Here is a 23,442-nt window from a genome sequence, read left to right as displayed (position 1 = left end):
GATTACATCAATGCTTCGTCCGTACGTCCGGACGGTTACGGTGTGCTCCATGCGTGATCAAGAAGCTCCCGTCGGCCCCGCGGAGCGGCGGCTGAGCACGAAGGAGACCGCCGAACTGCTCGGCGTGAAGCCGGAGACCGTGTACGCGTACGTGAGCCGCGGACAGCTCGGCAGCCACCGCGTACCCGGCGGCCGGGGCAGCACCTTCGACGCCGCGGAGGTCGAGGCGCTCGCCCGGCGCAACAGGCGGGAGAGCGCGGCCACCGCCGGCGCCGGCGCGGAACTGTCGGTGCGGACCCGCCTCACCCTCATCGAAGGGGACCGGTACTACTTCCGCGGGGTCGACGCGACGGAACTGGCCGCCCGGCACACCTACGAAGAGGTCGCCGAGTGGCTGTGGACCGGACGGCTGCGCCCCGGAGCCGCCTTCACCGCGCCCGAGGCGTCCGCCGCCGTCGCCCGCCGGGCCGTCGACGCGCTGCCCGAGCACGCGAGCCCCACCGACCGGCTGCGGGTCGCCGCCATCGCCGCGGCGGCGGCCGACCCCCTGCGGTTCGACCTGTCGGAGGACGCCGTGCTCGGCACCGCGCGGGTCCTCATCCCGACCCTCGTCGACGCGCTGCCGCCGGTCCTGCACGGCCACCGCGACGAGGGGCCGCTCGCCCGGCGCCTGTGGGCCCGGCTGACCGGCCGTCCGGCCGACGACGCCTCGCTGCGCGTCCTGGACACCGCGCTGGCCCTGCTCGTCGACCACGACCTGGCCGCCTCGACCCTCGCCGTGCGGGTGGCCGCCTCCGCCCGCGCCCACGCGTACGCCGCCGTCTCCGCCGGGCTCGGAGTCATCGAGGGGCCCCTGCACGGCGCGGCCGGCGGCCTCGCCCACCGGCTGATCCTGGAGGTGCTGGACCGGGGCTCGGCCGGCCCGGTGATCGCCGACGAACTGCGCGAGGGCCGCCGCATCCCCGGACTCGGCCACCGCCTCTACACCGGCGAGGACCCACGCGCGCGTGCCCTGTTCACGCTCCTGGAGGATCTTCCGCAGGCCGCGCCCGCCCTCGCCGCGGCCCGGGACATCGTGGCGACCGCCGCCCGCAGCACCCCGCTGCACGCCAACGTCGACCTGGCCCTCGCCGTGTTCACCACCTCCAGCGCCATGCCCGCCACCGCGAGCGAGACCGTCTTCGCCGTCGCCCGCACGGCCGGCTGGATCGCCCACGCCCTGGAGGAGTACGGGGAACGCCCGCTGCGCATGCGCCCGAGCGGCCGCTACGTCGGGCAGCGGCCCCCGCAGCCGCTGCCGGAGTAGCCCGTCCCGCGGCCGGAAGTCACCGTGCGCGCGGGCAGGTTAGGCTTACCTCTGTGAGTACGTGCGCGACTGTCTCCCGGCAGCTCGACGAGCCGGTGTCCGCCACCGCGCCCACGGCGACGACGTGGCTGCTCCTGGAGCAGTCCGGGCCGTGGGGCGCCGAGGCGCTCACGTCGAGCCACCTCGACCCGGCCCTGGGACGCGCCCTGGAGCGGGCGGCCCAGGGCACCGGTGTCCGGGTGGCGCTCATCCGCCGCCCCGGCCGGCACGCCGACTTCCACGCCCCCGCCGCGCGGCACGTGTACGCCGCCCACACGGTCCCGGGCGGCGCCTGGCTGCACGGCGCCCTGACCACCGCGCCGGAACGCCTGCTGGACCTCGACTTCCACGCGCTGGGCGGCGGCGACCACCGCACGTTCGACACGGCTCTCGGCGGCCGGCCGCACACCGGCGACCCGCTCGCCCTCGTGTGCACCAACGGCAGGCGGGACCGGTGCTGCGCGCTGCTCGGCCGGCCGCTGGCGGCGGAACTGGCGGCTTCCGGAGTGCGCGGCGTCTGGGAGTCCACCCACCTCGGCGGCCACCGCTTCTCGCCGACGCTGCTGATCCTGCCGTACGGATACGCGTACGGCCGGGCCGAGGCGCGCACCGTCAAGGAGGCCCTGCGGGGCGTGCGGGAGGGCCGCGTCGTCCTCGACGGCTGCCGGGGCCGCACCGCCTGGCAGCGGCCCGCGCAGGCGGCCGAGCTGGCCGTGCGCGAGGCCACCGGCGAGTACCGCGCCGACGCGCTGACCGTGACGCGCGCCGACGCCCTGGGCGCCGACGGCGACACGCCCCGCTGGGAGGTGACCGTCAGCCACACCGACGGTCACCAGTGGCACGTCGTCGTGGCACAGGGCGCCGCCCTACCGCCCCGCCCGGAGAGCTGCGGCGCGGCGGTACTGGGCGGCCCGTCCCGGATGGACGTGGTGTCCGTCCGGGAACTCGCGCTGTCCTGAGACGGGGGCAGGGGCGCCCGGCGGCGGCCCGCGCCGAGACGGACTCGGGGAGGGCACGGCGCGGGGAGGGCACGGCGCGGGCGCGGGGTGGACGTGGGCACAGGTGCGGGCGGGACGCGGGAGGCGTCTGGGAGATCCGTGCCGTACCCCTGTGGGCGGCGCGTGCCGCCGCGTACCGTCGTCGCCATGACGTCCACCGCCCCAGCACGCCGCCGGCGCCTCGGTCTGCCGCGGCGGGTGTTCTCGCAGGTGCTGCTGATGCAGCTGGCGGTCGCCGCCGGGGTCGCCGTCCTCGCGACCGGGCTGTCCCTGGCCCCGCTCAGCCACCAGCTGGACGACCAGGCGATGCGCCGCGCGCTGGCCATCGCCGAGACCACCGCCCAGGACCCGCGGATCGCGCGGGACCTGCGGAGCACCGCGCCGAGCGTGCGGGGGCCCGTGCAGCGGGAGGCGGAGCGGATCCGGCTGGCCACGAGCGCCGAGTACGTCGTCGTGATGGACATGCGCGGCACCCGCTGGTCCCACACCGACCCGCGGCAGATCGGCCACCGCGTCTCGACGGACCCCAGGGCGGCCCTGGACGGCCACGAGGTCATGCAGATCGACACCGGCACCCTGGGCCGCTCCGCCCGCGGCAAGGTGCCGCTCCGCGATCCCGACGACCACCGCGTCATCGGCGCGGTCTCGGTCGGCATCGCCTACGACAGCGTCCGGGCCAGGCTGGTCGACGCGATCCCGGGCCTGCTGGCGTACGCGGGCGGCGCGCTCGCGGTGGGCGCGCTGGCCGCCTGGCTGATCTCCCGGCGGGTCCAGCGGCAGACGCGGGACCTGGCCTTCTCGGACATCGCCGCCCTGCTCGCCGAACGGGAGGCGATGCTGCACGGCATCCGGGAGGGTGTCGTCGCCCTGGACCGCGGCGGTCGCGTCCGCCTGCTCAACGACGAGGCCCGGCGGCTGCTCGGCATCGGTGACGAGGCCGTCGGCCGCACCCCGGACGAGGCGCTCGGCGAGGGCCGTACGACCGACGTGCTGGCCGGCCGGGTGACGGGCACCGACCTGCTCGCCGTGCGCGGCCGGCGGGTCCTGATCGCCAACCGCATGCCTACCGACGACGGCGGCGCCGTCGCCACCCTGCGCGACCGCACCGAACTGGAGCAGCTGGGCCGGGAGCTGGACTCCACGCACGGCCTCATCGACGCGCTGCGCGCGCAGGACCACGAGCACGCCAACCGCATGCACACTCTGCTCGGGCTGCTGGAGCTGGAGATGTTCGACGACGCGGTGGAGTTCGTCGGCGAGGTCGTCGGCGACCACCGGGCCACGTCGGAGCAGGTGATGGAGAAGATCCGGGATCCGCTGCTGGCCGCCCTGCTGGTCGGCAAGGCGACCGTCGCGGCCGAGCGCGGGGTCGCGCTGTGGGTGTCGGACCGGACCTGGCTGCCGGACGGACTGGTCGACCCCCGGGGTCTGGTGACGGTGGTCGGCAACCTGGTGGACAACGCGCTCGACGCCGTGGCGGCGACACCGCACGCGCGCGTGGAGGTGGAACTGCGGGCCGAGGGGCGGACCGTCGTCCTGAGGGTGTGGGACACCGGCCCGGGGATCCCGGCCGACCGGCGCGACCTGATCTTCACCGAGGGCTGGTCCACCAAGCAGCCCCCGGCGCACGGCAAGCGTGGCCTGGGCCTGTCCCTGGTGCGCCGGCTCGCCGAACGGCACGGCGGCGGCGTGACGGTGGGCGAGGCGCACGGCGGCGGCGCGGAGTTCACCGTCGTCCTGCCCGAGGCGCTCGCCGAACCGGCCCTCCAGCCCTCGACGGCGCACCGCGCGGAGGCCGGGCCGGCCGGCGCCGCCGACGTGGAGCGGGCCGGCGGGACGGCGCGTTGAGCGGGGTACCGGCGGACGCGGCGCCGCGGGCCGCCCGGACACCGCTCGGGTGGGGGCGGCCCGCGGCCGACGGCCCGGCCCGTGGGGCGGGGGCGGTGGCGGTGTCCCTCCCCCGCGTACGGATGCGGCCGATGTCCTGCTCGTCTCAGCCGGTGGCCTTCTTCACGAACTCGGTGGTGTAGGTCTTGCCCAGGTCGACGTCGGCGTTCTTGATCGTGGGGTTGAACGCCTTGAGGACCTTCTCGACGGTCTCGGGGCCGCCCTCCGGCATGACACCGTCCTCGGTGAACATGGGCAGGGTGCTCTTGATGGCCGCCGCGTACAGGAACTTGTTGCCCTGCGAGTAGTCGTCGGGCATCTTGTCGGCGATCTCGGACGCGCTGTGGGTGGACATCCACTTGAGCGTCTTGACGAACGCGTTGGCGAGCTTTTGGACGGTGTCCTTGTGGCCGTTGACCCAGTCCGTGCTCATGTAAAGACTTGACGAGGGATAGGGGCCGCCGAGGGCCTCCAGCGAGCCCTGCGGGGTCCGCATGTCGACGAGGACCTGCCCGGCCTTCTTGTCGAGGATCGTGGCGACGGTCGGGTCGGTGGTCATGCCGCCGTCGATGGAGCCCTTCTGGAGCGCGGAGACGAAGGTCGGCCCGGCGCCGACGGCGACCGGCGTGAACTCGCTGACGCTCACCCCGTTCTTGACCGCGAGGTACTTGGTGAGGAAGTCGGTCGAGGAGCCGAGGCCGGTGACGCCGAGCTTCCTGCCCTTGAAGTCCTTGGGCGAAGCGATCTCGTCGGCCGCCTTGGCGGAGACGACCTCCACCTCGCCGGGCGCGTGCGAGAACTGCACCACGGACTCGATGTCCTTGCCCTTGACCTGGAGGTCGAGGGTGTGGTCGTAGAAGCCGACGGCGCCCTGCACCTGCCCGGAGACGAGGGCGGTCTCGGCCTGGACGCCGGCGGGTTCGCTCAGCAGCTCGACGTTCAGGCCCTGGGCGGAGAAGTAGCCGAGGCGCTGGGTGAGCATGGCGGGCAGGTAGATGACCTTGTCCAGACCGCCGACCATGATCTTCACGTGCTCGCCCTTGCCGCCGCCCCCGCCGCCGGAGCCGGCGGTGGTGCCGGCCGCGTCGTTGGCGCAGGCGGTGAGGGTGGACAGGGCGAGCAGGCCGGCGGCGGCGGACGCCGCGAATCTGGCGGGCTTGCGCATGGCGGTTCACGTCCTTGTGAGGGAATGGTACGAGGAGGAGAGGGTCCGGGGAGGGAAGAGTGCGGGGCCCGAGTTCGCTCAGTCGCCCGTGTCCGTGGGCTTCCAGCGGAAGATGCGCCGCTCGGCGAAGGTGAGCAGTCCTTCGGCGACGAGGGCGACCGCGGCGAGGATGACCATCGCGGCGTAGACGCCGGCCGCGTTGAACGTGCCCTGGGACTGCGCGACGAGCAGGCCGATGCCCTTGGTGGCGCCGATGTACTCGCCGACGATCGCGCCGATCAGCGCGAAGCCGAAGCTGACGTGGAGGCTGGTGAAGATCCAGGAGGTCGCGGACGGGATGACCACCTGGAGCGTCACCCTGCGGTCGCTCGCGCCGAGGATCCGGGCGTTGGAGACAAGGTTGCGGTCGACCTCGCGGGCGCCCTGGAAGGCGTTGAAGAACACCGGGAAGAAGACGAGGACGACGGCCGAGGCGATCTTGGAGACCGGTCCGAGCCCGAACCAGATGACGAAGATCGGCGCGAGCACGATCCTCGGGATGGAGTTGAGCACCTTGATGTAGGGGCCGAGGACGTCGGCCAGGAAGGCGACGCGGCCCAGCGCGATGCCGAGGACCACACCGGCCACCACGCCGAACACCCAGCCCAGCAGCGCTTCGTAGAGCGTGTACCAGATCTGCTCGCCCAGTGAGCCGAGCGCGGTGCCGTGGGTGATCCAGGTCCAGATCTGGTCCCAGATCCGCGAGGGCATCGAGAAGTTGAAGGGATCGATGACCTCGGCGCGGGAGAGCACCTCCCACAGACCGAGCACGGCCACCAGGAGCAGGGCGCGGGCCGCGTTGACGGTCGCCTTGCGCCGACGGGCGGCGCGGGCCCGCGACTGGGCCCGGTCGGGCGTCCCGGCCGTGTCGACGACGGGCGTGTCGAGGATCTCAGGCGACACGGGCGGCACCCCTCTCGCGGGTGATGCGGACCTCTTCGCCGAGGGACTCCCAGATCTCCCGGTAGATCTCGATGAACCGGGTCTGCAACCGCACCTGTTCGACCTTGCGCGGCCGGGGCAGAGCGATGTCGAAGACCCGCTTCACGGTGGCGGGACCGGCCGTCATCACCACGACCCGGTCGGCGAGCGCGATGGCCTCCTCCAGGTCGTGGGTGACGAAGACGACCGAGGCGCCCGTGCCCTCCCACAGCTCCAGCAGCTCGTCCGACATCAGCGCCCGGGTCTGCACGTCGAGCGCCGAGAAGGGCTCGTCCATCAGCAGGATCTCGGGGTCGTTGACGAAGGTGGCGGCGAGGGCGACGCGCTTGCGCTGGCCGCCGGAGAGCTGGTGCGGATAGCGGTCCTCGAACGCGGCGAGCCCGACCCGGTCCAGCCAGGCGCGCGCCTTCTCCTTGGCCTCCGCCTTCGGCACGCCGCGGAAACGCGGCCCGGCCATCACGTTGGACAGCACCGTGCGCCAGGGGAAGGTGGCGTCCTGCTGGAAGACGAAGCCGACCTTGCCGCCGACACCGCGAACCGGCTCGCCGGCCACCAGCACATCGCCCTGAGTGGGCTCCTCCAGGCCGCTGACCAGTGTCAGGGTGGTCGACTTGCCGCAGCCGGTGGGGCCGACCACGGCCACGAACTCGCCCCGGCGGACGGTGAGGTCGAGGTCCCGGACGGCCGTGTGCAGGCCCCCGGACGGGGTCCTGAACGTTTTGCTCGCGCCCCGCAGCTCGATGGCGGGGCTGGTGTCTGTGCTCATGGCCCGGGACGGTAGGTGTGGCCCCGGCCACAGCAGCAGTCTTTGGGGCGCAAGCCGTTCTTTTGCTCGCAAGGACCTGTTGTGCTCGTTTTGCTCGCGCTACAACAACGGAGCCGGAACACGGGCTGAACACTCGCCCGGCCTGGAGGAAGAGGCCCGATGATTGACGTCCTGGTGGTCGACGACGACTTCCGTGTCGCCGAGATCAACGCCAAGTACGTGGGAAAGGTTCCCGGTTTCCGGGTGGCCGCCCGCGCGCACAGTGCCGCCCAGGCGCTGGCCACCGTGGAGCGCGGGGACATCGACCTGGTGCTGCTCGACCACTATCTGCCCGACCGGACGGGCCTGGAACTCGTCCACCGCATGCGCGAGCAGGGGCTGGGCGCCGACGTCATCATGATCACCGCGACCGGGGACGTGGCCACCGTGCGGCAGGCGATGCGGCTGGGCGCCCTGCACTACCTGGTCAAGCCGTTCACCTTCGCCGCGCTGCGCACCCGCCTGGACTCCTACGCCGCCCTGCGCCGCACCGTCGACCGGGTCGGCGGCCGGGGAGTGGCCGGGCAGGAACAGGTGGACCGGATCTTCGGCGCGCTGCGCACCGGGCCCGCGCCCTCCTCCCCCGGCCTGCCCAGCGGCCACTCGGAGCCGACGACGGACCTCATCTGCGGCGTCCTGCACCGTGCGGGGCAGCCCCTGTCGGCCCACGAGGTGGCCGCCCGCACCGGCCTGAGCCGCTCCACCGCGCAGCGCTACCTCCGCCACCTGGAACAGGCGGGCCGCCTGCGTCTGTCCCTGAAGTACGGCGACACCGGCCGCCCGGAGCACCGCTACGCCTGGGTGGCGCCGTAGCGCCACGCCGACGCGGGGCGCGCCGCCGCGACGGCCGACGGACCGCCCGACCGCCGGACCGCCCGACCGCCGGCGCCGGGACCGGCCCTACACGGCCCCCGCGCCGGTCAGCGACCGCACCTCGGTCTCCGCGTGCTTGGCCTCGTCCGGCAGTTCGGCGGAGGTCACGGTGCCGAACCAGCCGGCGAGGAAGCCCAGCGGAACGGAGACGAGGGCGGGGTTGTCCAGCGGGAAGAACTGGAAGTCCACGCCCGGGAACAGCGAGCCGGGGCTGCCGGAGACCACCGGGGAGAGCGCGACGAGCCCCAGGGCCGGGATCAGCCCGCCGTACACGGCCCACACCGCGCCACGGGTGGTGAATCCGCGCCAGAAGAGCGAGTAGAGGAGGACGGGCAGGTTCGCGGAGGCCGCGACGGCGAAGGCGAGACCGACCAGGAAGGCGGTGTTGAGGTCGCGGGCGACCAGACCCAGGGCGATCGCCACCACCCCGATGCCGACCGCCGCCGCGCGCGCCACGGCGACCTCGCCGCGCGGCCGGCCGCCCCTGCGCCGCCGCAGCGACGCGTACAGGTCGTGTGCCACGGACGCCGACGAGGCGAGCGTGATCCCGGCGACCACGGCGAGGATGGTGGCGAAGGCGACCGCGGCCACCACCGCGAACAGCACGGTGCCGCCGGTGGAGGACGCGCCGCCGCCCAGATCGAGGGCGAGCAGCGGCACCGCCGTGTTGCCGGCCCCGTTCGAACCCCGGACAGCCTCGGGTCCGACGATCGCGGCCGCGCCGAACCCGAGGACGATCGTCATCAGGTAGAACGCGCCGATGAGCCCGATGGACCAGATGGTCGAGCGGCGGGCGGCCAGCGCGGTCGGCACGGTGTAGAAGCGGGACACGATGTGCGGCAGGCCGCCCGTGCCGAGCACCAGGGCGAGGCCGAGGCTGATGAAGTCGAGGCGGGAGGTCCAGTCCCCGCCGTATCGGAGGCCGGGTGCGAGGAACTCGCTGCCGTGCCCGCTGCGCTCGGCCGCGGTAAGCAGCAGCCGGTCGAGGTCGCCGTGGAAGCGGACCATGACGAGCGCGGTCAGCACGACGGTGCCGCCCAGCAGCAGTACCGCCTTGACGATCTGGATCCAGGTGGTGGCCCGCATCCCGCCCAGCGACACGTAGATCACCATGAGCGCGCCGACCCCGATGACGGTCCACACCTGGGCGGCGCCGCCGGTCCGCCCGAGCAGCAGCGCGACCAGGCTCCCCGCGCCCACCATCTGCGCCACCAGGTACAGGACCGACACGGTGACGGAGGAGGTGCCCGCCGCGATGCGCACCGGCCGCTCGCTCATCCGCGCCGCGACCACGTCGGCCAGGGTGAACCGCCCGCAGTTGCGTACCAGTTCGGCGACGAGGAACAGCACCACGAGCCAGCCCACGAGGAATCCGACCACGTACAGCACGCCGTCGTAGCCGAACAGGGCGATCAGTCCGGGCACGCCCAGGAAGGAGGCCGCGGACGCGTAGTCGCCGGCGATGGCAAAACCATTCTCCATGGGCGAGAAGAGCCGTCCACCGGCGTAGAACTCCTCCGCCGAACCGTGCCGGTGGCGGCTCACCCAGGTCGTGATCCCCAGCGTGACCGCCACGAACACGCTGAACAGCAGCAGCGCCAGGGTCTGATGATCACCGGTCACGACACACCGCCCTGAACGCCGCGGGTCAGTTCCTGGGTGTCCCAGCGCAGTTCGAGCGCGGCGCGGTCCCGGCGCAGCCGAGCGTGCCGGGCGTAGGCCCAGGTGAGGAGGAAGGTGGTCAGGAACTGGCCGAGTCCGGCGAGCATCGCCACGTTGACCGCGCCCGCCACCGGCCGCGCCATGAGACCCGGTGCGGTCGTCGCGGTCACGACATAGCCGACGTACCAGATGAGGAACGCCGTCACCGCGGGCACCACGAACCTGCGGTAGCGCCGGCGCACCTCCTGGAACGCCGCACTGCGCTGGACCTCGAGGTACGCCTCGGCCGCGGCGCGGGCGCCCCCGCCCGTCTCGTCCTCACGGCGTGCCGCCGGCACCGGCGCGGTGGGGACTCCGCCGCCGTCGCCCTCCCCCCATCCGGATGCCAGGGCGTCGTACCAGGGGTCGCGGTACGCCGTCTCCTCCCGTGCCGGTTCCTGGCCATCGTGGTTCCCGGGCGCCCTGTCGGGGCCTCCCCCGTCCCCTGTGGGACGGCCGTCACTTGACTGCATGCCCAAGCATGGACAGACCGGGAAGATCCCCGACTTCCCTTCCTCCCGCTGTTCACCCCATCAGGTGATTCACCTCGCCGGTGGCCGCACCAGTCCCTTCGCGTAGGCGTAACGCACGGCCTGCGCGCGGTCCTTGAGGCCGGTCTTGGCGAACAGGTTGTTGATGTGGGTCTTCACGGTCGCCGTCGACACGTGCAGCCGGCGGGCGATCTCCTGGTTGGTCAGTCCCTCGGCGATCAGCACCAGCACCTCGCACTCGCGGGCGGTGAGTCCGTCCGGCGCCTCGTCCGGTGCGGCCGCCCAGGGCTGCGGCTCGGGCTCGGACAGGCGTTCCAGCAGCCGTCGCTGGATGCTGGGTGACAGTCCCGCCTGGCCGGACAGCACGCTCTCCACCGCGCGGACGATCTCGTCGCCGCCCGCGTCCTTGGTCAGATACCCGCGTGCTCCCGCTCTGAGGGCGGGGAAGAGCGAGTCGTCGTCCGCGAACGTCGTCAGGACCACCACCTGTGTCCCGGGGTGCTCGGCGCGGATCCGCCGGGTGGCCTCGACGCCGTCGCAGCGGGGCATCCGCAGATCCATCAGGACCACGTCGGGAGCGAGTTCCGCGACGAGCCGCACGGCCTCGTCGCCGTCTCCGGCCGCTCCCACCACCTCGATGCCGGGCAGCAGGCCGAGCAGCATCACGATGCCCTCCCGCACCACGGTCTGGTCGTCGGCGACCACCACCCGCGCGGGCCTCTTGCCGGCCTCCTGCGTCATACCGGCACCTTCAACGTCACCGCGAACCCCTCCTCGCGCGGTCCTGCCTCCAGCGAACCGCCCAGCAGCTCGGCACGCTCCCGCATGCCCAGCAGACCGTACCCGCCGCCGGCGCCGGTGAGTTCGCCCGGAGAGCCGCCGAAGTCGCTGACGTCCAGCACGACCTGGTGCTCGCCGTAGTCCAGCCGCACCCGGACCTTCGCGCCCGCGGCGTGCTTGCGGACGTTGGTCAGGGCCTCCTGGGCGACTCTGCGCACGGCCTGCGACGCCTCGGCGGGCAGCGGTCTGCGTTCACCCGAGACGGTGACCTCCGCCCCGGCGTTCGCCTCCACCAGCTCGCTGAGGAACTCCTCCAGGGGCGTCAGCTCGCCGCGCAGGGCGGACAGTGCCTGCCGGGTCTCGGCGAGGCCGTCCCGGGCCATCCCCCGGGCGGCGACCACCCGCTGGAGGATCTGCTCCCGGTCCGCGCCCCGCTCGATGAGGAGCCGGGCCGCCTCCAGGTGCACCATCTGCGCCGAGAGGCTGTGGGCGAGCACGTCGTGGATCTCGCGCGCGATCCTGGCCCGTTCCGCGAGCGCCGCCGACTCCGTCTCCGCCGCGTGCGCCGCTCGCTCCTGGGCGAGAAGCCGTTGGGCGTTGCCGCGGGCGTCGGCGTCCAGCCGCAGCACATAGCCGGCGAGGGCGAGTCCGATCGTCGTGGCGACGGTGGTGAGCCATCGGTCGTCGTCGACCACGGCGTACGTGGTCAGGGCGAGCGCGGCCACGGGCGTGGCGGCGGCGAGGGGCAGCCGTTCCAGTGCCACGACGGCGCAGCCGCACCAGATGACGAGACCGGGCACGTCGAAGCCGCCGGTCCGGACGGCGGCTCCGACGCCGAAGAGCACCGTGAGGAGGCCGAGGGAGGGCCAGAGGCGGTGGGCGAGCGTGGTACGGAAGAAGGCCCAGGCCAGGCCCGCGGCGGCCAGGACGCCCGCCGCGGCCGCGACGGCCGCCCAGATGTGCACGTGGTGGTTGTGGACGGCGCCCCATAGCAGCATGCCGATCACCAGCAGCCGCACGCCCCAGCCGAGCAGGCGCCGGGGCCGTGAGATCCCTTCGCGGCTCAGCGCTTCTTGTGAGGGCCAGCGCGTCCAGACGTTGTCCGTCATACACGCTCCTTCCACGCGGGCCGCGGCTCCCCGTCACCGTACGCCGCGCTTCCGGCGTCCGCCGGGGCGAGGACCTTGGTGCGCTGGACGAGGACGGCCGAGCGGACGAGGAGGGTCGCCGCGAGCGCGAGCAGGACGGCGGCGCTGTCCTGGTGCACGCCCAGCAGCGCGCCGAGTGCGAAGAGGCCGACGCGCAGGAGGATGCCGCCGAGCCACACGGCGATGCTCGCCTTGGTGCTCTTGGTCCACACGGCGCCGTCCGGCTCCGTCCATATGCGCGTGGTCCAGGCCCAGCCGGCTCCGATGCCCAGGCCGACGATCAGTTCGGCGGCGAGCAGCGCGGCGGACCCGGTGCGGTGGTGGGCGTCGAGTATGCCGGGCTCGCGCAGCGCGACGACCGCGAGGATCGCGGGCAGGAGCCAGCAGCGCCGGGTCGTGTCGAGCCGGCGTGCGCGGAACTGCCGCGAGATCACCAGTGCCGCGACGGCGACGATCACCAGCGCGTTGACAAGCCCGGACATGGAGCCTCCGTGGAGCGGGAAGGGAGAGGCCGGCGGCGGAGCACCGTCGACGCCTTCGACGCTACGGAAAAGCGCGGGCTGCTTGATCGGAGCGGGGGTGGACCACGGGTGGATCATGGGTGGACCCCGCGGCACCGCTGATCTCCACCCGCGGGTGGAGATCAGCGGTGTTCACCGCCCGTCGCGGCCGGGCGGGGAGCCGAGGCGGCTACGCGTCGATGCGCGAGCGGTCCAGCGTGGCCGCCGAACTCGCGATGAACTCCTTGCGGGGCGCCACGTCGTTGCCCATGAGCAGGTCGAAGACCTGTTCCGCGGACTCCAGGTCGGAGAGGTTGATCCGGCGCAGGGTGCGGTGGCGCGGGTCCATCGTGGTCTCGGCCAGCTGGTCGGCGTCCATCTCGCCGAGGCCCTTGTACCGCTGGATCGAGTCCTTGTAGCGGATGTTCTTGCTCTGGAACTCGAGCAGCTTGTCGCGCAGTTCCCGGTCCGAGTACGTGTAGACGTACTTGTCCTGGCCCTTCTTCGGCTGGACGAGTTCGATGCGGTGCAGCGGCGGCACCGCGGCGAACACCCGGCCGGATTCGACCATGGGCCGCATGTAGCGGTGGAACAGCGTCAGGAGCAGCGTCCGGATGTGGGAGCCGTCCACGTCGGCGTCGGTCATCATGATGATCTTGCCGTAGCGCGCCGTGTCCAGGTCGAAGGTGCGGCCCGAGCCCGCTCCTATGACCTGGATGATCGCCCCGCACTCGGCGTTCTTCAGCATGTCCGTGACGGACGACTTCTGGACGTTGAGGATCTTGCCGCGGATCGGCAGCAGCGCCTGGAACTCGGAGTTGCGGGCGAGTTTGGCCGTGCCGAGCGCGGAGTCGCCCTCGACGATGAACAGTTCGCTGCGGTCGACGTCGTCGCTGCGGCAGTCGGCGAGCTTGGCGGGCAGCGAGGAGGACTCCAGGGCCGTCTTGCGGCGCTGGGCGTCCTTGTGCTGGCGGGCGGCGATGCGCGTGCGGGCGGCGGCGACCGCCTTCTCCATGACCACCCGGGCCTGCTGGGCGTCGTCCCGCTTGGTGGAGGTCAGGAACGCCTTGAGTTCCTTGGTGATCACGTTGCCGACGATGCGGCGGGCCGCCGAGGTGCCGAGGACCTCCTTGGTCTGGCCCTCGAACTGCGGCTCGGCCAGGCGCACGGTGACGACGGCGGTGAGTCCTTCGAGGGCGTCGTCCTTGACGATGTCGTCCTCGGCCACGCGCAGCATCTTCTTGGCGCGCAGCACCTCGTTCATCGTCCTGGTGACGGCCTGCTCGTAGCCGGCGACGTGGGTGCCGCCCTTCGGGGTGGCGATGATGTTGACGAAGGAGCGCAGGGTGGTGTCGTAACCGGTTCCCCAGCGCATCGCGACGTCCACGCCCAGTTCGCGGGTGACCTCGGTGGGCGTCATCTGGCCGTGCTCGTCGAGGACGGGGACGGTCTCCTTGAAGGTGCCCTGCCCGTTGAAGCGCAGGACGTCGCAGACGGGCCTGTCGCCGGCCAGGTACTCGCAGAACTCGCTGATGCCGCCGTCGAAGCGGAAGGACTCCTCGCCCTTGCTGCCGCCCTCGCCCAGGCCGTACTCGTCGCGGACGACGATGGTCAGGCCGGGCACCAGGAACGCCGTCTGGCGGGCGCGCTGGTGCAGCGTCTCCAGGGAGAGCTTGGCGTCCTTGAGGAAGATCTGGCGGTCGGCCCAGTAGCGCACGCGCGTGCCGGTGCGCGCCTTGGGGATCTTCCTGGCCTTGCGCAGCCCGCTCGTGGCGTCGAACTTCGCCTCGGGGCCGCTGCCGGTGAAGGCGCCGGGCACGCCGCGGCGGAAGCTGATGGCGTGGGTGTGGCCGCCGCGGTCGACCTCGACGTCCAGCCGCGCGGACAGGGCGTTGACCACGGAGGCGCCGACGCCGTGCAGGCCGCCGGAGGCCGCGTACGAGCCGCCGCCGAACTTGCCGCCCGCGTGCAGCTTGGTCATGACGACCTCGACGCCGGACAGGCCGGTGCGCGGTTCGACGTCGACGGGGATGCCGCGGCCGTTGTCGCGCACCTCCACGGAGGCGTCGTCGTGCAGGACGACCTCGATGTGGTCGCAGACGCCGGCCAGGGCCTCGTCCACGGAGTTGTCGATGATCTCCCACAGGCAGTGCATCAGACCGCGGCTGTCGGTCGATCCGATGTACATGCCCGGACGCTTGCGCACGGCTTCGAGGCCCTCGAGGACGAGCAGGTGCCGCGCGGTGTAGTTGGAACCGTCCCGGTCTGCTCCTGCCAGCAGCGCTGTGGACGGCACGGACGTATCGGCGGTCACGCGGTTCGCTCCTCGCTGAATTTCAGTTGAGGCCCTGGTGGGTAAGGGCGTGGCTTCGGTTGCCGCTCAGAGGGTACCGAGCCCTGGTAGAGCCCTTGTAACGCCACCCTCGGCAGCGACTCAGACTAGTCCAGAGTCGCATACACGTTCGATCCCTCGATGGAGTGAAGCACATATCACGTTCCCTTCGGGGCATGAACCATTTAGGCTCCGGGCACGTCCTCATGAACAACCGGCAATCCGGCCGGGAGGACCGACCATGACCGACAGCGCGAACCCGTAAGACACACAGACACGTAATACGGCACATTCGCCGCCAAACCGGCAACGGACAGCCGCCCCGGAAAGATTTTTCGGGGAAAAGCCGCGAGCGGGAACGTTTGGGGCTGGTTGGATGTTGACCCTGGTACGACAGCTCGTCGAGCTAGAGAAGAGGCGACGTGACTACTGTTCTGACCCCCGCGAGCCCGCTGACGGCCGCTGATCGCTGCGACCGCTGCGGCGCCCAGGCATACCTGCGCGTCGTGCTGCTCAGCGGCGGAGAGCTGCTCTTCTGCGCCCACCACGGGCGCAAGTTCGAGCCGGAACTCAAGAAGATCGCCGCTGAGATACAGGACGAGACGGAGCGTCTGACCTCCGCCCCGGCCAGCGCGTCCGAAGAAGAGCGCTGACACCACCTGGCACGACGAGCCAGCTCCGGCACAGGCCGGCGAACGGGCGGCCGCCCCTGTCATGACAGGGGCGGCCGCCCGTTCTCGTCTCCGGCGCCACCGCGTCGGCGCCCGCCGTTCCTCCCCGGCGCGGTCAGGTCGCGTCGGCCCCCGGGCGCAGCGCCTTGGCGCCGTCGGCCCGGCTCAGGGTCCTCACCACCTCGGACACCCGCGTGTACACGCCAGGGCTGTCCGCGCGCCCGCAGCCGTTACCCCAGGAGACCAGCCCGATCAGCCGTCCCTGGGCCACCAGCGGCCCGCCGCTGTCTCCCTGGCACGCGTCCCGGCCCCCCGTGGTCTCGCCCGCGCACAGCATCGTCTCGGCCGCGTACGTGCCGTCGCCGCCGCCCGGGTACGCCCGCTCGCACCGTGCGTCGGGCAGGACGTGCACCCGCGCGCCGCGCAGACTGTGGGCGTACGCGCCGTTGCCGTCGGTGTCCCCCCAGCCGTAGACCGTGGCACTGGTGCCGGGCGTGTACGCGGGGTCCCCGGCGCCCGCCATCGGCACGACGGCGCCGCTGGGCAGCGGTTCGGCGAGGGTGAGCACGGCGAAGTCGCCGCCGTTGGTGGAGCTGTCGTAGCCCGGGTTGACCCAGACGGAACGCACCGCGATCTCCTTGCCCTGGTCGGAGAGGAGGTCGGTGCGGCCGGTGATGACCTTCAGGTCCGGTGTCGGCGGGGCGCCCACGACGTCTCGGCCGAGGCAGTGGGCCGCGGTGAGCACGGCGGTCGGGGCGACGGCCACGCCGCCGCAGAACTGCCCCGCGCGGGTGCCTCCGAACAGGTCACGGCTGGCGAGCGCCACGGTCCACGGGCTCTGTGACACGTCGACGGGGAAGCCTCCGACGACAACGCTGTCGGCGGTCGCGGGCGCCGCGTTCAGCAGCGGTATCGCGACCCCGACGGCCGCCATGACCAGCGGCCGGGCCAGTGCCCGGACAATACGGCCTCGCATGCGCGCTCCTCACTCCGGATGATCGTTGAACACCCAGAGTCGGACAGGGCGGCGCACACCGCAGCACGAGGGCCCGGCTCCCCGCGGGGGAACCGGGCCCTCGGTGTCGGACGGGCCGCGACCTAGTCGAGGTAGTCGCGCAGCACCTGCGAACGCGACGGGTGGCGCAGCTTCGACATGGTCTTGGACTCGATCTGGCGGATCCGCTCACGCGTGACGCCGTACACCTTGCCGATCTCGTCGAGGGTCTTGGGCTGACCGTCGGTGAGACCGAAGCGCATCGAGACGACGCCCGCCTCGCGCTCGGACAGGGTGTCGAGGACCGAGTGCAGCTGTTCCTGCAGCAGGGTGAAGCTGACCGCGTCGGCCGGGACGACCGCCTCGGAGTCCTCGATGAGGTCGCCGAACTCGCTGTCGCCGTCCTCGCCCAGCGGGGTGTGCAGCGAGATGGGCTCGCGGCCGTACTTCTGGACCTCGATGACCTTCTCCGGGGTCATGTCGAGCTCCTTGGCCAGCTCCTCCGGGGTGGGCTCGCGGCCCAGGTCCTGGAGCATCTGGCGCTGGACGCGCGCGAGCTTGTTGATGACCTCGACCATGTGCACCGGGATGCGGATGGTGCGGGCCTGGTCGGCCATAGCGCGGGTGATCGCCTGCCGGATCCACCAGGTGGCGTACGTGGAGAACTTGTAGCCCTTGGTGTAGTCGAACTTCTCCACCGCGCGGATCAGACCGAGGTTGCCCTCCTGGATGAGGTCCAGGAAGAGCATGCCGCGGCCGGTGTAGCGCTTGGCCAGGGAGACCACCAGGCGGAGGTTGGCCTCCAGCAGGTGGTTCTTGGCCCGCCGGCCGTCCTCGGCGATGATCTCCAGCTCGCGCTTCAGCTTGGGGGCGAGCTTGTCGGAGTTGGCCAGCTTGTCCTCGGCGAAGAGGCCCGCCTCGATGCGCTTGGCGAGCTCCACCTCCTGCTCGGCGTTGAGCAGGGGGACCTTGCCGATCTGCTTGAGGTAGTCCTTGACCGGGTCGGCCGTGGCGCCGGCCGCGGCGACCTGCTGCGCGGGCGCGTCGTCCTCGTCCTCGTCGGAGAGCACGAAGCCGGCGTTCTCGGTGCCCTCGGGCTCCTCCGCGCCCTTCGGGTCCTCGAGCACCTCGTCCTCGAGGATCTCGGCGTCGTCCTTCTTGCCGGCGGTGGTCTTCTTGGCCGCCGTCTTCTTGGCGGCGGTGGCCTTCTTGGCCGCCGTCTTCTTGGCCGGGGCCGCCTTCTTCGCCGCCGCCTTCGTGGCCGGGGAGTCGTCCTCGGCCGACGAGTCGGCGGTGGGCGCCGCCGGCGTGGCGGTGGCGGTGGCCTTCCTCGTGGTCACCGTCTTCGCCGCGACCGTCTTGGTGGCGGTGCGCTTGGCCGGGCTCTTCGCTGCGACGCTCTTTCGGGTGCGCTTGTTTGGCTCCGCGGCACTGACCATCAGCGTCACACCCTCTTCCTCGAGGATCTGGTTGAGGCTGCGCAGTACGTTCTTCCACTGAGTGGCCGGAATCTGGTCAGCTTCGAAGGCCCGACGCACATCGTCGCCGGCGATCTGCCCCTCAGCCTTTCCCCGCTCAATGAGCGCCATGACAGAGACGGACTCGGCGATCTCCGGCGGGAGCGTACGGGATGTGCTGGCCGACACGAACAACCTCTCGGAACGTTGGAAAACGGCTTCCGGCCCCGTCCACAGTGGACAGGAGCCGACCACCGGCCTGGGAATGGGCCGACGGCGCGGGCGGGGGCCGGGGAAGAGGCACAGCGCCATGAACGGCGTCCGTATTCCCTCCGCGGCTGTCACCTCTTAGGTCATCGCGCTGTTTCCACGAGCGTTACGCCCAATCCGCGTGGCCCGAGTCACACCCCGTAAGTGCTTAAAAGTGGCCATATAAGGGCAAATTTGATCAACTGAAGTCATCGGTGATCGCAATACGGAAGCATGCGCCGGGGCTCTCCCGCCCGCCACAGGCGCGGACCCCGCCGTACGCGGAGGATCCTCCGCGGCGGGGTCCTGCGGGAGGCCGCTCACCGGCCCGACGGGGCCGCCGGAGGACGGCAGGGCGCGGTCGCCGTGCCGTCCGGGCCCGAAGCGGCGCGCACGGCTCAGTGCTCGCGCGGCGCGGGAACCACCCGCTCGATCTCCGGGTGCACGGTGAGGAGCTGGCGCATGGCGTTCTCCGCGGCCGCGCCGTCGGCGGCGGCGAGCGCGTCGACGATCCGGGCGTGCTGCGCCACCGAGGTCTCATTGGGGCGGTCACAGCCCGTGACGGGTCCGCCGGACACCTGGAGGGCGGCCGAGACGATCCCGGAGAGGTGCTCCAGCATCCGGTTGCCCGCGACCTGAATCAGCAGCGAGTGGAACTCGGTGTCGGCACGGGAGAAGGTGAGCGCGTCGCCCTGCCCGAGGGCATGCCCCATGATCTCGACCATGTCGACGAGGCGCTGCTGGACGTCCTCGCGCCCGTGCCCGGCGGCGAGCCGGGCGGCGAGCGGCTCGATCGTCCAGCGCAGCTCGCTCAGCTCGCGCCGCTGGTCGTCGCGCTGCGGCCCGAAGGCACGCCACTCGATGATGTCCGGGTCCAGGAGGTTCCAGTCGCTGACCGGGCGCACCCGGGTGCCGACGTTCGGCCGGGCGCTGACCAGCCCCTTCGCCTCCAGAACGCGCAGCGACTCGCGGACGACGGTGCGGGAGACCTCGAAGCGCTGCCCGATCTCCTCGGGCACCAGCGGCCGGTCGGCGCCCAGGTCCCCGGAGACGATCATCTGTCCGAGCTGCTGGACGAGTTGGCCGTGCAGTCCGCGGCCGCGATTGCCGGCGGTGCGGCGGCCGACGCGGCCGAGCTCCGGCTCCGTCCCCTCCCAGGCGGGGCTTCCGACACGGTCGGGAACAGGCGCCTCGGCGTACGGGTAGCGGTCGAGTTCGCCCGGGCCGACGAGACCGGAGTCTGTGGGGCGGGCGGCGGTCATCATGGTGTGCGCAAGGGTACTCACGCATCCTTTGTCGGCGTTGTTTCCAACTCCCTTGAGGTCTTTGGTGAAAAGCACACGAAAGGGTGATCGCTCACTCTGCCGCAATTGACGCCTTATTGGAAAGAAATGGACTTTCCGTGATGAGTTGCGCACGGTGAGCGACCGAAAATGCTCGGGTATTTGTCACCTGCCCCGGCTCCGCAGGACCGTCACCGCATACCCGCACCCCAGCGCGACCAGCGACAACGCCACTGAACCCGCCAAGGGTTGAGTGATCACGCGGGCCGCGGCGGCGAGGTAGCGATCTCCCCCGAAAGGCCACTCCAGCAGGAACGCCCGGCGCAGCCGTGCGGGGAGGCCGTCCGCGTCCCAGGCCGCCCCGCCCATCGTGAGCTGCACGAGCGGAGCGACGACGACCGGCGCGGCCACCACCGCGGCCAGCCCCGCCGTCGTCGAACGGAACAGGCCCGCGGCCAGCAGTCCGGTCCAGGCGCACCCGACCACGAGCCCGAACCAGCCCGCCCCCAGCGAGAGCCAGTCGCCGGGAACCTGGGTGAGCTCGCGTCCGTAGACGAGGTAGAGGACTTCGGCGTCGCAGCCGATCGTGAGGAAGGCCAGCGTCAGCCCGGTCGCGGCGGCGACGAGGAGCTTGGCCGCGAGCAGTCCGAGACGGCGCGGCACGGTGCCGCGGTCCACCGCCAGCGCGGGATGGCGGAACTCGTCGCCGAAGGCGAGCGCGCCGAGCAGACCGGCGCCGAGCGCCGCGGGCGGCAGGGGCAGTTGCTGCGGCCACGCCGCCAGCAGCCGGGGCTGCGGGCTGTGTCCGACGCCTCCCATGATCAGGGCGGTGAGGGCTGATACGACCAGGACCACGGCGCTGGTCCCGAAACCCGTGCCGATGCCGGAGGCACGGCGCAGTTCGTAACGCAGGGGGCGCAGCGGGCCGGGGCCGAGGCGGACGGAGATGGGGGGCGGGAGCGGGGACGAGGCGTCGAACCTGACGCCCTCGGCCGGGCGCGGGGTGGGGATCGACGCGTGGACTCCGGTGCCGGTGGCGGGCGGCGGCGCCGGCTGCCCGGTCGCGGGGCGCGCGGCGGCGGACCGCGAACCGCCGTGCCGGGGATCGCCGTGACGGGAGTGGGCGTGGCGGGAGTCGACGTGCTCGGAGGCCGGCGGCTGTTCCGGTGCGGGGCGGAGGCTGTCCGAGGCGTGTGCCCGTACCGGCTCGTCCGGGAGGAGCCCGGAGAGGCGCTCGGCATCCGGGCGGTCGGCCTTGAACGCATGGCTGGGGCCCCGGGAGGCGGACGAACCGTCCGGACGGGGCGCGGCGGAGTGGATGTCGGGGTGGACGTCGGGGTGAGCGAGGGCCGCCGGCGGCGGGTTCTCGGGGACGATGACGAGAGCGCGGGGCTCGGCGCGGAAGCGGGCGGGAGCCGTGCCGGATCCGTCGTCCGCGGCCTCCGACGGACGGCCGTCGTTCCGCGGACGGCCGTCGTTCCGCGGGGGCCCGTCGTGCCGGCCGATCTCTGTGGTCGCCGTGTCCGCGCGTGCCGTGGCGGACGCGCCGTCGGGGCGCTGGGCGGCGGAAAGCGTCTTGGCGGAGATCGTCCGGGCGGGGGCCGTCCTGGCGGCGCTCGACGGCCGGCCGGGGCTCGCCGTGTCCTCGGCGGGCGAGGCGGCCGGGGTGGCGGTCGCCGCCGGTTCGGGAAAGTCGTCGTCGATGACGGCCGCCCCTCGTTCGAACAGCGCCCGCCCGGGCGGCGGCGTGCGCTCGGGCGCGTGGGAGTCCGCGGTCCTCCGGGCGACGGCGGACTCACCGCGCCCGGCGGAGGGTGCGTCGCCGGACGCCTGCCCCTCCTCGACGGTGTCCGGCCGGTCGCTCGGGGCCACCGCGGCGCGGGCCGGGCGGCCAATCCTGGAGGCGGCGGCGCCCGCGGCGGTTCCCGTACCCGGACCCATGTCGCCGACCTCGTCGGCGAGTTGATGGATGAGGACGCCGTGCCGGAACGCCGCCTCGCCGATGTCCGCGCACGTACTGCCGTAGACGGACAGACGGTTGCCGTCCTCGCGCACGACTTCCACCGAGCGGCGGCCGGTGCGCGCCTCCTTGGTCAGCAGGTCCGCGAGGCGGGCGGCGTGCGGGCTGCGCACGGCGACGCGGGGACGCAGCCGGTGGCGGGCGAAGTCCGCGGCGTCCTGATCGGCGACGAGCACGCCCCGGTCGAGGGTGAGGACGCGGTCGGCCGTGCGGGCCGCTTCCTTGGGGTCGGCGGTGGTGAACAGGACGGTGCCGCCCTGGCCCGCATGGGCCCGCAGCATGCCGTGCAGCCACCGCCCTTCCCGTGCGGAGAGTCCGTCGGCCGGATTGTCGAGCACCAGGGCGTGCGGCTCGGACAACAGGGCGCAGGCCAGGCCAAGACGCCGGTCCATACCGCGTGAGAGAGTGCCCAGCCGCTCCTCGCGGAGGCTGACGAGCCCGACCGCCTCAAGGACTTCGTCGGCGCGCCGGGCCGGCAGGCCGGCCGCCGCGCACAGCATGCGCAGATGACCGCGCACGGTGCGGGAAGGATGACCGGGGACGTCTCCCAGCAGGGCGCCGACCTCGTGCGACGGGCGGGCGACGCGGTGCAGCGGCCGCCCCCTGAAGTAGGTGATGCCCCGGCCCCGTTGGAGTTCGAGCATGAGTCTGAGCGTCGTCGTCTTGCCCGCGCCCGCCGCCCCCAGGAGCGCGGTGACGCGCCCCGGGTGCACTTCGAAGGAGACGTCGTCGACGGCGGAGGGAAGGTCCTTGCGGGAGTCGCTGGTCAGTCCGAAGGCCTGGATCACCCGCAGCAAGATAGCGCGTTATGTCCCTTTTATGGCGATCGCGACGCGCAGTCGTCCTGCGCCGAAGCCGTCGCTCGCCTCTGTGCTCGCCCTTCGTGCGGGCGGCTCACGCGGCGGCGCGGTCGACGGCCCGGGTGGTGGATCAGACCTCGGGGCGGAGCATGGGCGGGTTGAGCAAAGTGGCACCACCGGCCCTGAACAGCTGCGCCGGACGCCCGCCCTGACGGGTGGTCGTGCCTCCGGTGGGCACCAGAAATCCTTGAGTGCCCGTCACCTTGCGGTGGAAGTTGCGCGGGTCGAGCGCGACGCCCCACACCGCCTCGTAGACACGGCGGAGTTCCCCGACCGTGAACTCCGGCGGGCAGAACGCCGTCGCCAGGGACGAGTACTCGATCTTCGAGCGGGCCCGCTCCACACCGTCCGCGAGGATCTGGGCGTGGTCGAAGGCGAGCGGGGCCGGCGGTTCGTCGTCGCGGCCGTAGCCGTCCTGCTCCAGCAGCTCCGACACGGGCGCCCAGCGGGCGTCGCCGGCGTCGCCGCCCGCCCTGGGCGCGGGCAGGTCGGGGGCGAGGGCGAGGTGGGCGACGCTGACCACCCGCATCCGGGGATCGCGCTTCGGGTCGCCGTAGGTCGCGAGCTGCTCCAGGTGGGCGCCGTTGTCCGGGGCGGGCGACGACGGGTCGTGGGCGTGCAGGCCGGCCTCCTCGGCCAGTTCCCGCGCCGCCGCCCGCGCCAGGTCCTCGTCGGCCCGCACGAAGCCGCCGGGAAGCGCCCAGCGCCCCTGGAACGGCGGCTCCGCCCGGCGCACCGCCAGCGCGCACAGGGCATGGCGGCGCACGGTCAGCACGACCAGGTCCACGGTGACGGCGAAGGGCGGGAAGGCTGACGGGTCGTAGGGCATGCCGCGATCATAGTCGTCTTCCTGACGATAAACACTCCCTCCGCCGGCCCTGATGATCGCGTTCCGCGCCGTC

The 23,442-nt window shown here is 72.6% G+C and carries 19 protein-coding genes; 5 read left to right on the top strand and 14 right to left on the bottom strand.

Features of this window, described 5'->3' with window-relative positions:
* The first annotated feature begins 49 nt into the window (after window positions 1-49).
* The 3 genes from ABEB07_RS03515 to ABEB07_RS03505 all read left to right on the top strand — a co-directional run bounded on the left by ABEB07_RS03515 (window position 50) and on the right by ABEB07_RS03505 (window position 4,191).
* Window positions 50-1,306 carry a citrate synthase gene (locus ABEB07_RS03515; RefSeq protein ID WP_345666965.1) on the top strand — a complete coding sequence of 419 codons (1,257 nt, stop codon included), beginning with the start codon at window positions 50-52 and terminating at the stop codon, window positions 1,304-1,306.
* A gap of 53 nt (window positions 1,307-1,359) precedes the next feature.
* Window positions 1,360-2,304 carry a sucrase ferredoxin gene (locus ABEB07_RS03510; RefSeq protein WP_176150823.1) on the top strand — a complete coding sequence of 315 codons (945 nt, stop codon included), beginning with the start codon at window positions 1,360-1,362 and terminating at the stop codon, window positions 2,302-2,304.
* A gap of 186 nt (window positions 2,305-2,490) precedes the next feature.
* Entirely contained in the window at window positions 2,491-4,191 is a 1,701-nt protein-coding gene (locus ABEB07_RS03505) for a sensor histidine kinase (protein WP_345666964.1), read from the top strand.
* A 145-nt stretch (window positions 4,192-4,336) separates the two neighbouring features.
* On the opposite strand, the gene ABEB07_RS03500 is transcribed toward ABEB07_RS03505, so the two are convergent.
* The 3 genes from ABEB07_RS03500 to ABEB07_RS03490 form a co-directional block, all read right to left on the bottom strand.
* Complete coding sequence (locus ABEB07_RS03500; protein WP_345666963.1) at window positions 4,337-5,395, bottom strand: ABC transporter substrate-binding protein; 1,059 nt, start codon at window positions 5,393-5,395, stop codon at window positions 4,337-4,339.
* Between the two features lie 78 nt (window positions 5,396-5,473).
* Window positions 5,474-6,337 carry an ABC transporter permease gene (locus ABEB07_RS03495; protein ID WP_176150820.1) on the bottom strand — a complete coding sequence of 288 codons (864 nt, stop codon included), beginning with the start codon at window positions 6,335-6,337 and terminating at the stop codon, window positions 5,474-5,476.
* Window positions 6,327-7,142 carry an ABC transporter ATP-binding protein gene (locus ABEB07_RS03490; protein WP_176150819.1) on the bottom strand — a complete coding sequence of 272 codons (816 nt, stop codon included), beginning with the start codon at window positions 7,140-7,142 and terminating at the stop codon, window positions 6,327-6,329. Before ABEB07_RS03490 ends, ABEB07_RS03495 begins: the two co-directional genes overlap by 11 nt.
* Window positions 7,143-7,301: 159 nt before the next feature.
* Between ABEB07_RS03490 and ABEB07_RS03485 the strand changes: the two genes are divergently transcribed.
* Window positions 7,302-7,994: a response regulator gene (locus tag ABEB07_RS03485; RefSeq protein WP_345666962.1), complete on the top strand. Its 693-nt coding sequence runs from the start codon at window positions 7,302-7,304 to the stop codon at window positions 7,992-7,994.
* Window positions 7,995-8,081: 87 nt separating this feature from the next.
* On the opposite strand, the gene ABEB07_RS03480 is transcribed toward ABEB07_RS03485, so the two are convergent.
* The 6 genes from ABEB07_RS03480 to ABEB07_RS03455 form a co-directional block, all read right to left on the bottom strand.
* Window positions 8,082-9,677 (bottom strand): solute symporter family protein, encoded by a 1,596-nt coding sequence (locus tag ABEB07_RS03480; protein ID WP_345666961.1) that lies wholly within the window; start codon window positions 9,675-9,677, stop codon window positions 8,082-8,084.
* Window positions 9,674-10,228, bottom strand: a complete 555-nt coding sequence (locus tag ABEB07_RS03475) for a DUF485 domain-containing protein (protein WP_345666960.1) — start codon at window positions 10,226-10,228, stop codon at window positions 9,674-9,676. Before ABEB07_RS03475 ends, ABEB07_RS03480 begins: the two co-directional genes overlap by 4 nt.
* 69 nt (window positions 10,229-10,297) lie before the next feature.
* Window positions 10,298-10,987: a response regulator transcription factor gene (locus ABEB07_RS03470; RefSeq protein WP_176150815.1), complete on the bottom strand. Its 690-nt coding sequence runs from the start codon at window positions 10,985-10,987 to the stop codon at window positions 10,298-10,300.
* Window positions 10,984-12,135: a sensor histidine kinase gene (locus ABEB07_RS03465; RefSeq protein WP_345666959.1), complete on the bottom strand. Its 1,152-nt coding sequence runs from the start codon at window positions 12,133-12,135 to the stop codon at window positions 10,984-10,986. Before ABEB07_RS03465 ends, ABEB07_RS03470 begins: the two co-directional genes overlap by 4 nt.
* Window positions 12,132-12,656, bottom strand: coding sequence for a DUF1453 domain-containing protein (locus tag ABEB07_RS03460; RefSeq protein WP_345666958.1), 525 nt, complete (start codon window positions 12,654-12,656; stop codon window positions 12,132-12,134). Before ABEB07_RS03460 ends, ABEB07_RS03465 begins: the two co-directional genes overlap by 4 nt.
* A gap of 208 nt (window positions 12,657-12,864) precedes the next feature.
* Window positions 12,865-14,988, bottom strand: coding sequence for a DNA gyrase/topoisomerase IV subunit B (locus tag ABEB07_RS03455; RefSeq protein WP_345666957.1), 2,124 nt, complete (start codon window positions 14,986-14,988; stop codon window positions 12,865-12,867).
* 440 nt (window positions 14,989-15,428) lie between these two features.
* On the opposite strand from ABEB07_RS03455, the gene ABEB07_RS03450 reads away from it, so the two are divergent.
* On the top strand, window positions 15,429-15,659 hold the full coding sequence (locus ABEB07_RS03450) for a DUF7455 domain-containing protein (RefSeq protein ID WP_164587710.1): 231 nt from the start codon (window positions 15,429-15,431) through the stop codon (window positions 15,657-15,659).
* Between the two features lie 133 nt (window positions 15,660-15,792).
* Here ABEB07_RS03450 and ABEB07_RS03445 read toward each other — a convergent pair whose 3' ends face one another.
* From ABEB07_RS03445 to ABEB07_RS03425, 5 genes are all read right to left on the bottom strand, one after another.
* Complete coding sequence (locus ABEB07_RS03445; RefSeq protein ID WP_345666956.1) at window positions 15,793-16,653, bottom strand: S1 family peptidase; 861 nt, start codon at window positions 16,651-16,653, stop codon at window positions 15,793-15,795.
* Window positions 16,654-16,775: 122 nt separating this feature from the next.
* Entirely contained in the window at window positions 16,776-18,317 is a 1,542-nt protein-coding gene (locus ABEB07_RS03440; protein ID WP_164587708.1) for an RNA polymerase sigma factor, read from the bottom strand.
* A gap of 458 nt (window positions 18,318-18,775) precedes the next feature.
* Window positions 18,776-19,663: a FadR/GntR family transcriptional regulator gene (locus ABEB07_RS03435; protein WP_345666955.1), complete on the bottom strand. Its 888-nt coding sequence runs from the start codon at window positions 19,661-19,663 to the stop codon at window positions 18,776-18,778.
* A gap of 162 nt (window positions 19,664-19,825) precedes the next feature.
* The gene (locus ABEB07_RS03430) at window positions 19,826-22,468 is read right to left on the bottom strand and encodes an ATP-binding cassette domain-containing protein (protein WP_345666954.1); all 2,643 of its coding nucleotides are present in this window, start codon (window positions 22,466-22,468) and stop codon (window positions 19,826-19,828) included.
* Between the two features lie 142 nt (window positions 22,469-22,610).
* Window positions 22,611-23,369 (bottom strand): NUDIX hydrolase, encoded by a 759-nt coding sequence (locus ABEB07_RS03425; protein ID WP_345666953.1) that lies wholly within the window; start codon window positions 23,367-23,369, stop codon window positions 22,611-22,613.
* Window positions 23,370-23,442: the final 73 nt, after the last annotated feature.

Origin of the sequence: Streptomyces similanensis, assembly GCF_039543625.1 — a bacterium.
GTDB lineage: Bacteria > Actinomycetota > Actinomycetes > Streptomycetales > Streptomycetaceae > Streptomyces > Streptomyces similanensis.
This window is presented reverse-complemented; position numbering and strand designations above follow the sequence as displayed.

What these genes read in the sequence shown, in the direction of transcription:
- ABEB07_RS03515 (WP_345666965.1), top strand. Translation starts at nt 50, where the DNA reads ATGCGTGATCAAGAAGCTCCCGTCGGCCCCGCGGAGCGGCGGCTGAGC.
- ABEB07_RS03505 (WP_345666964.1), top strand. Translation starts at nt 2,491, where the DNA reads ATGACGTCCACCGCCCCAGCACGCCGCCGGCGCCTCGGTCTGCCGCGG.
- ABEB07_RS03500 (WP_345666963.1), bottom strand. Translation starts at nt 5,395, where the DNA reads ATGCGCAAGCCCGCCAGATTCGCGGCGTCCGCCGCCGCCGGCCTGCTC.
- ABEB07_RS03490 (WP_176150819.1), bottom strand. Translation starts at nt 7,142, where the DNA reads ATGAGCACAGACACCAGCCCCGCCATCGAGCTGCGGGGCGCGAGCAAA.
- ABEB07_RS03485 (WP_345666962.1), top strand. Translation starts at nt 7,302, where the DNA reads ATGATTGACGTCCTGGTGGTCGACGACGACTTCCGTGTCGCCGAGATC.
- ABEB07_RS03475 (WP_345666960.1), bottom strand. Translation starts at nt 10,228, where the DNA reads ATGCAGTCAAGTGACGGCCGTCCCACAGGGGACGGGGGAGGCCCCGAC.
- ABEB07_RS03470 (WP_176150815.1), bottom strand. Translation starts at nt 10,987, where the DNA reads ATGACGCAGGAGGCCGGCAAGAGGCCCGCGCGGGTGGTGGTCGCCGAC.
- ABEB07_RS03465 (WP_345666959.1), bottom strand. Translation starts at nt 12,135, where the DNA reads ATGACGGACAACGTCTGGACGCGCTGGCCCTCACAAGAAGCGCTGAGC.
- ABEB07_RS03460 (WP_345666958.1), bottom strand. Translation starts at nt 12,656, where the DNA reads ATGTCCGGGCTTGTCAACGCGCTGGTGATCGTCGCCGTCGCGGCACTG.
- ABEB07_RS03445 (WP_345666956.1), bottom strand. Translation starts at nt 16,653, where the DNA reads ATGCGAGGCCGTATTGTCCGGGCACTGGCCCGGCCGCTGGTCATGGCG.
- ABEB07_RS03425 (WP_345666953.1), bottom strand. Translation starts at nt 23,369, where the DNA reads ATGCCCTACGACCCGTCAGCCTTCCCGCCCTTCGCCGTCACCGTGGAC.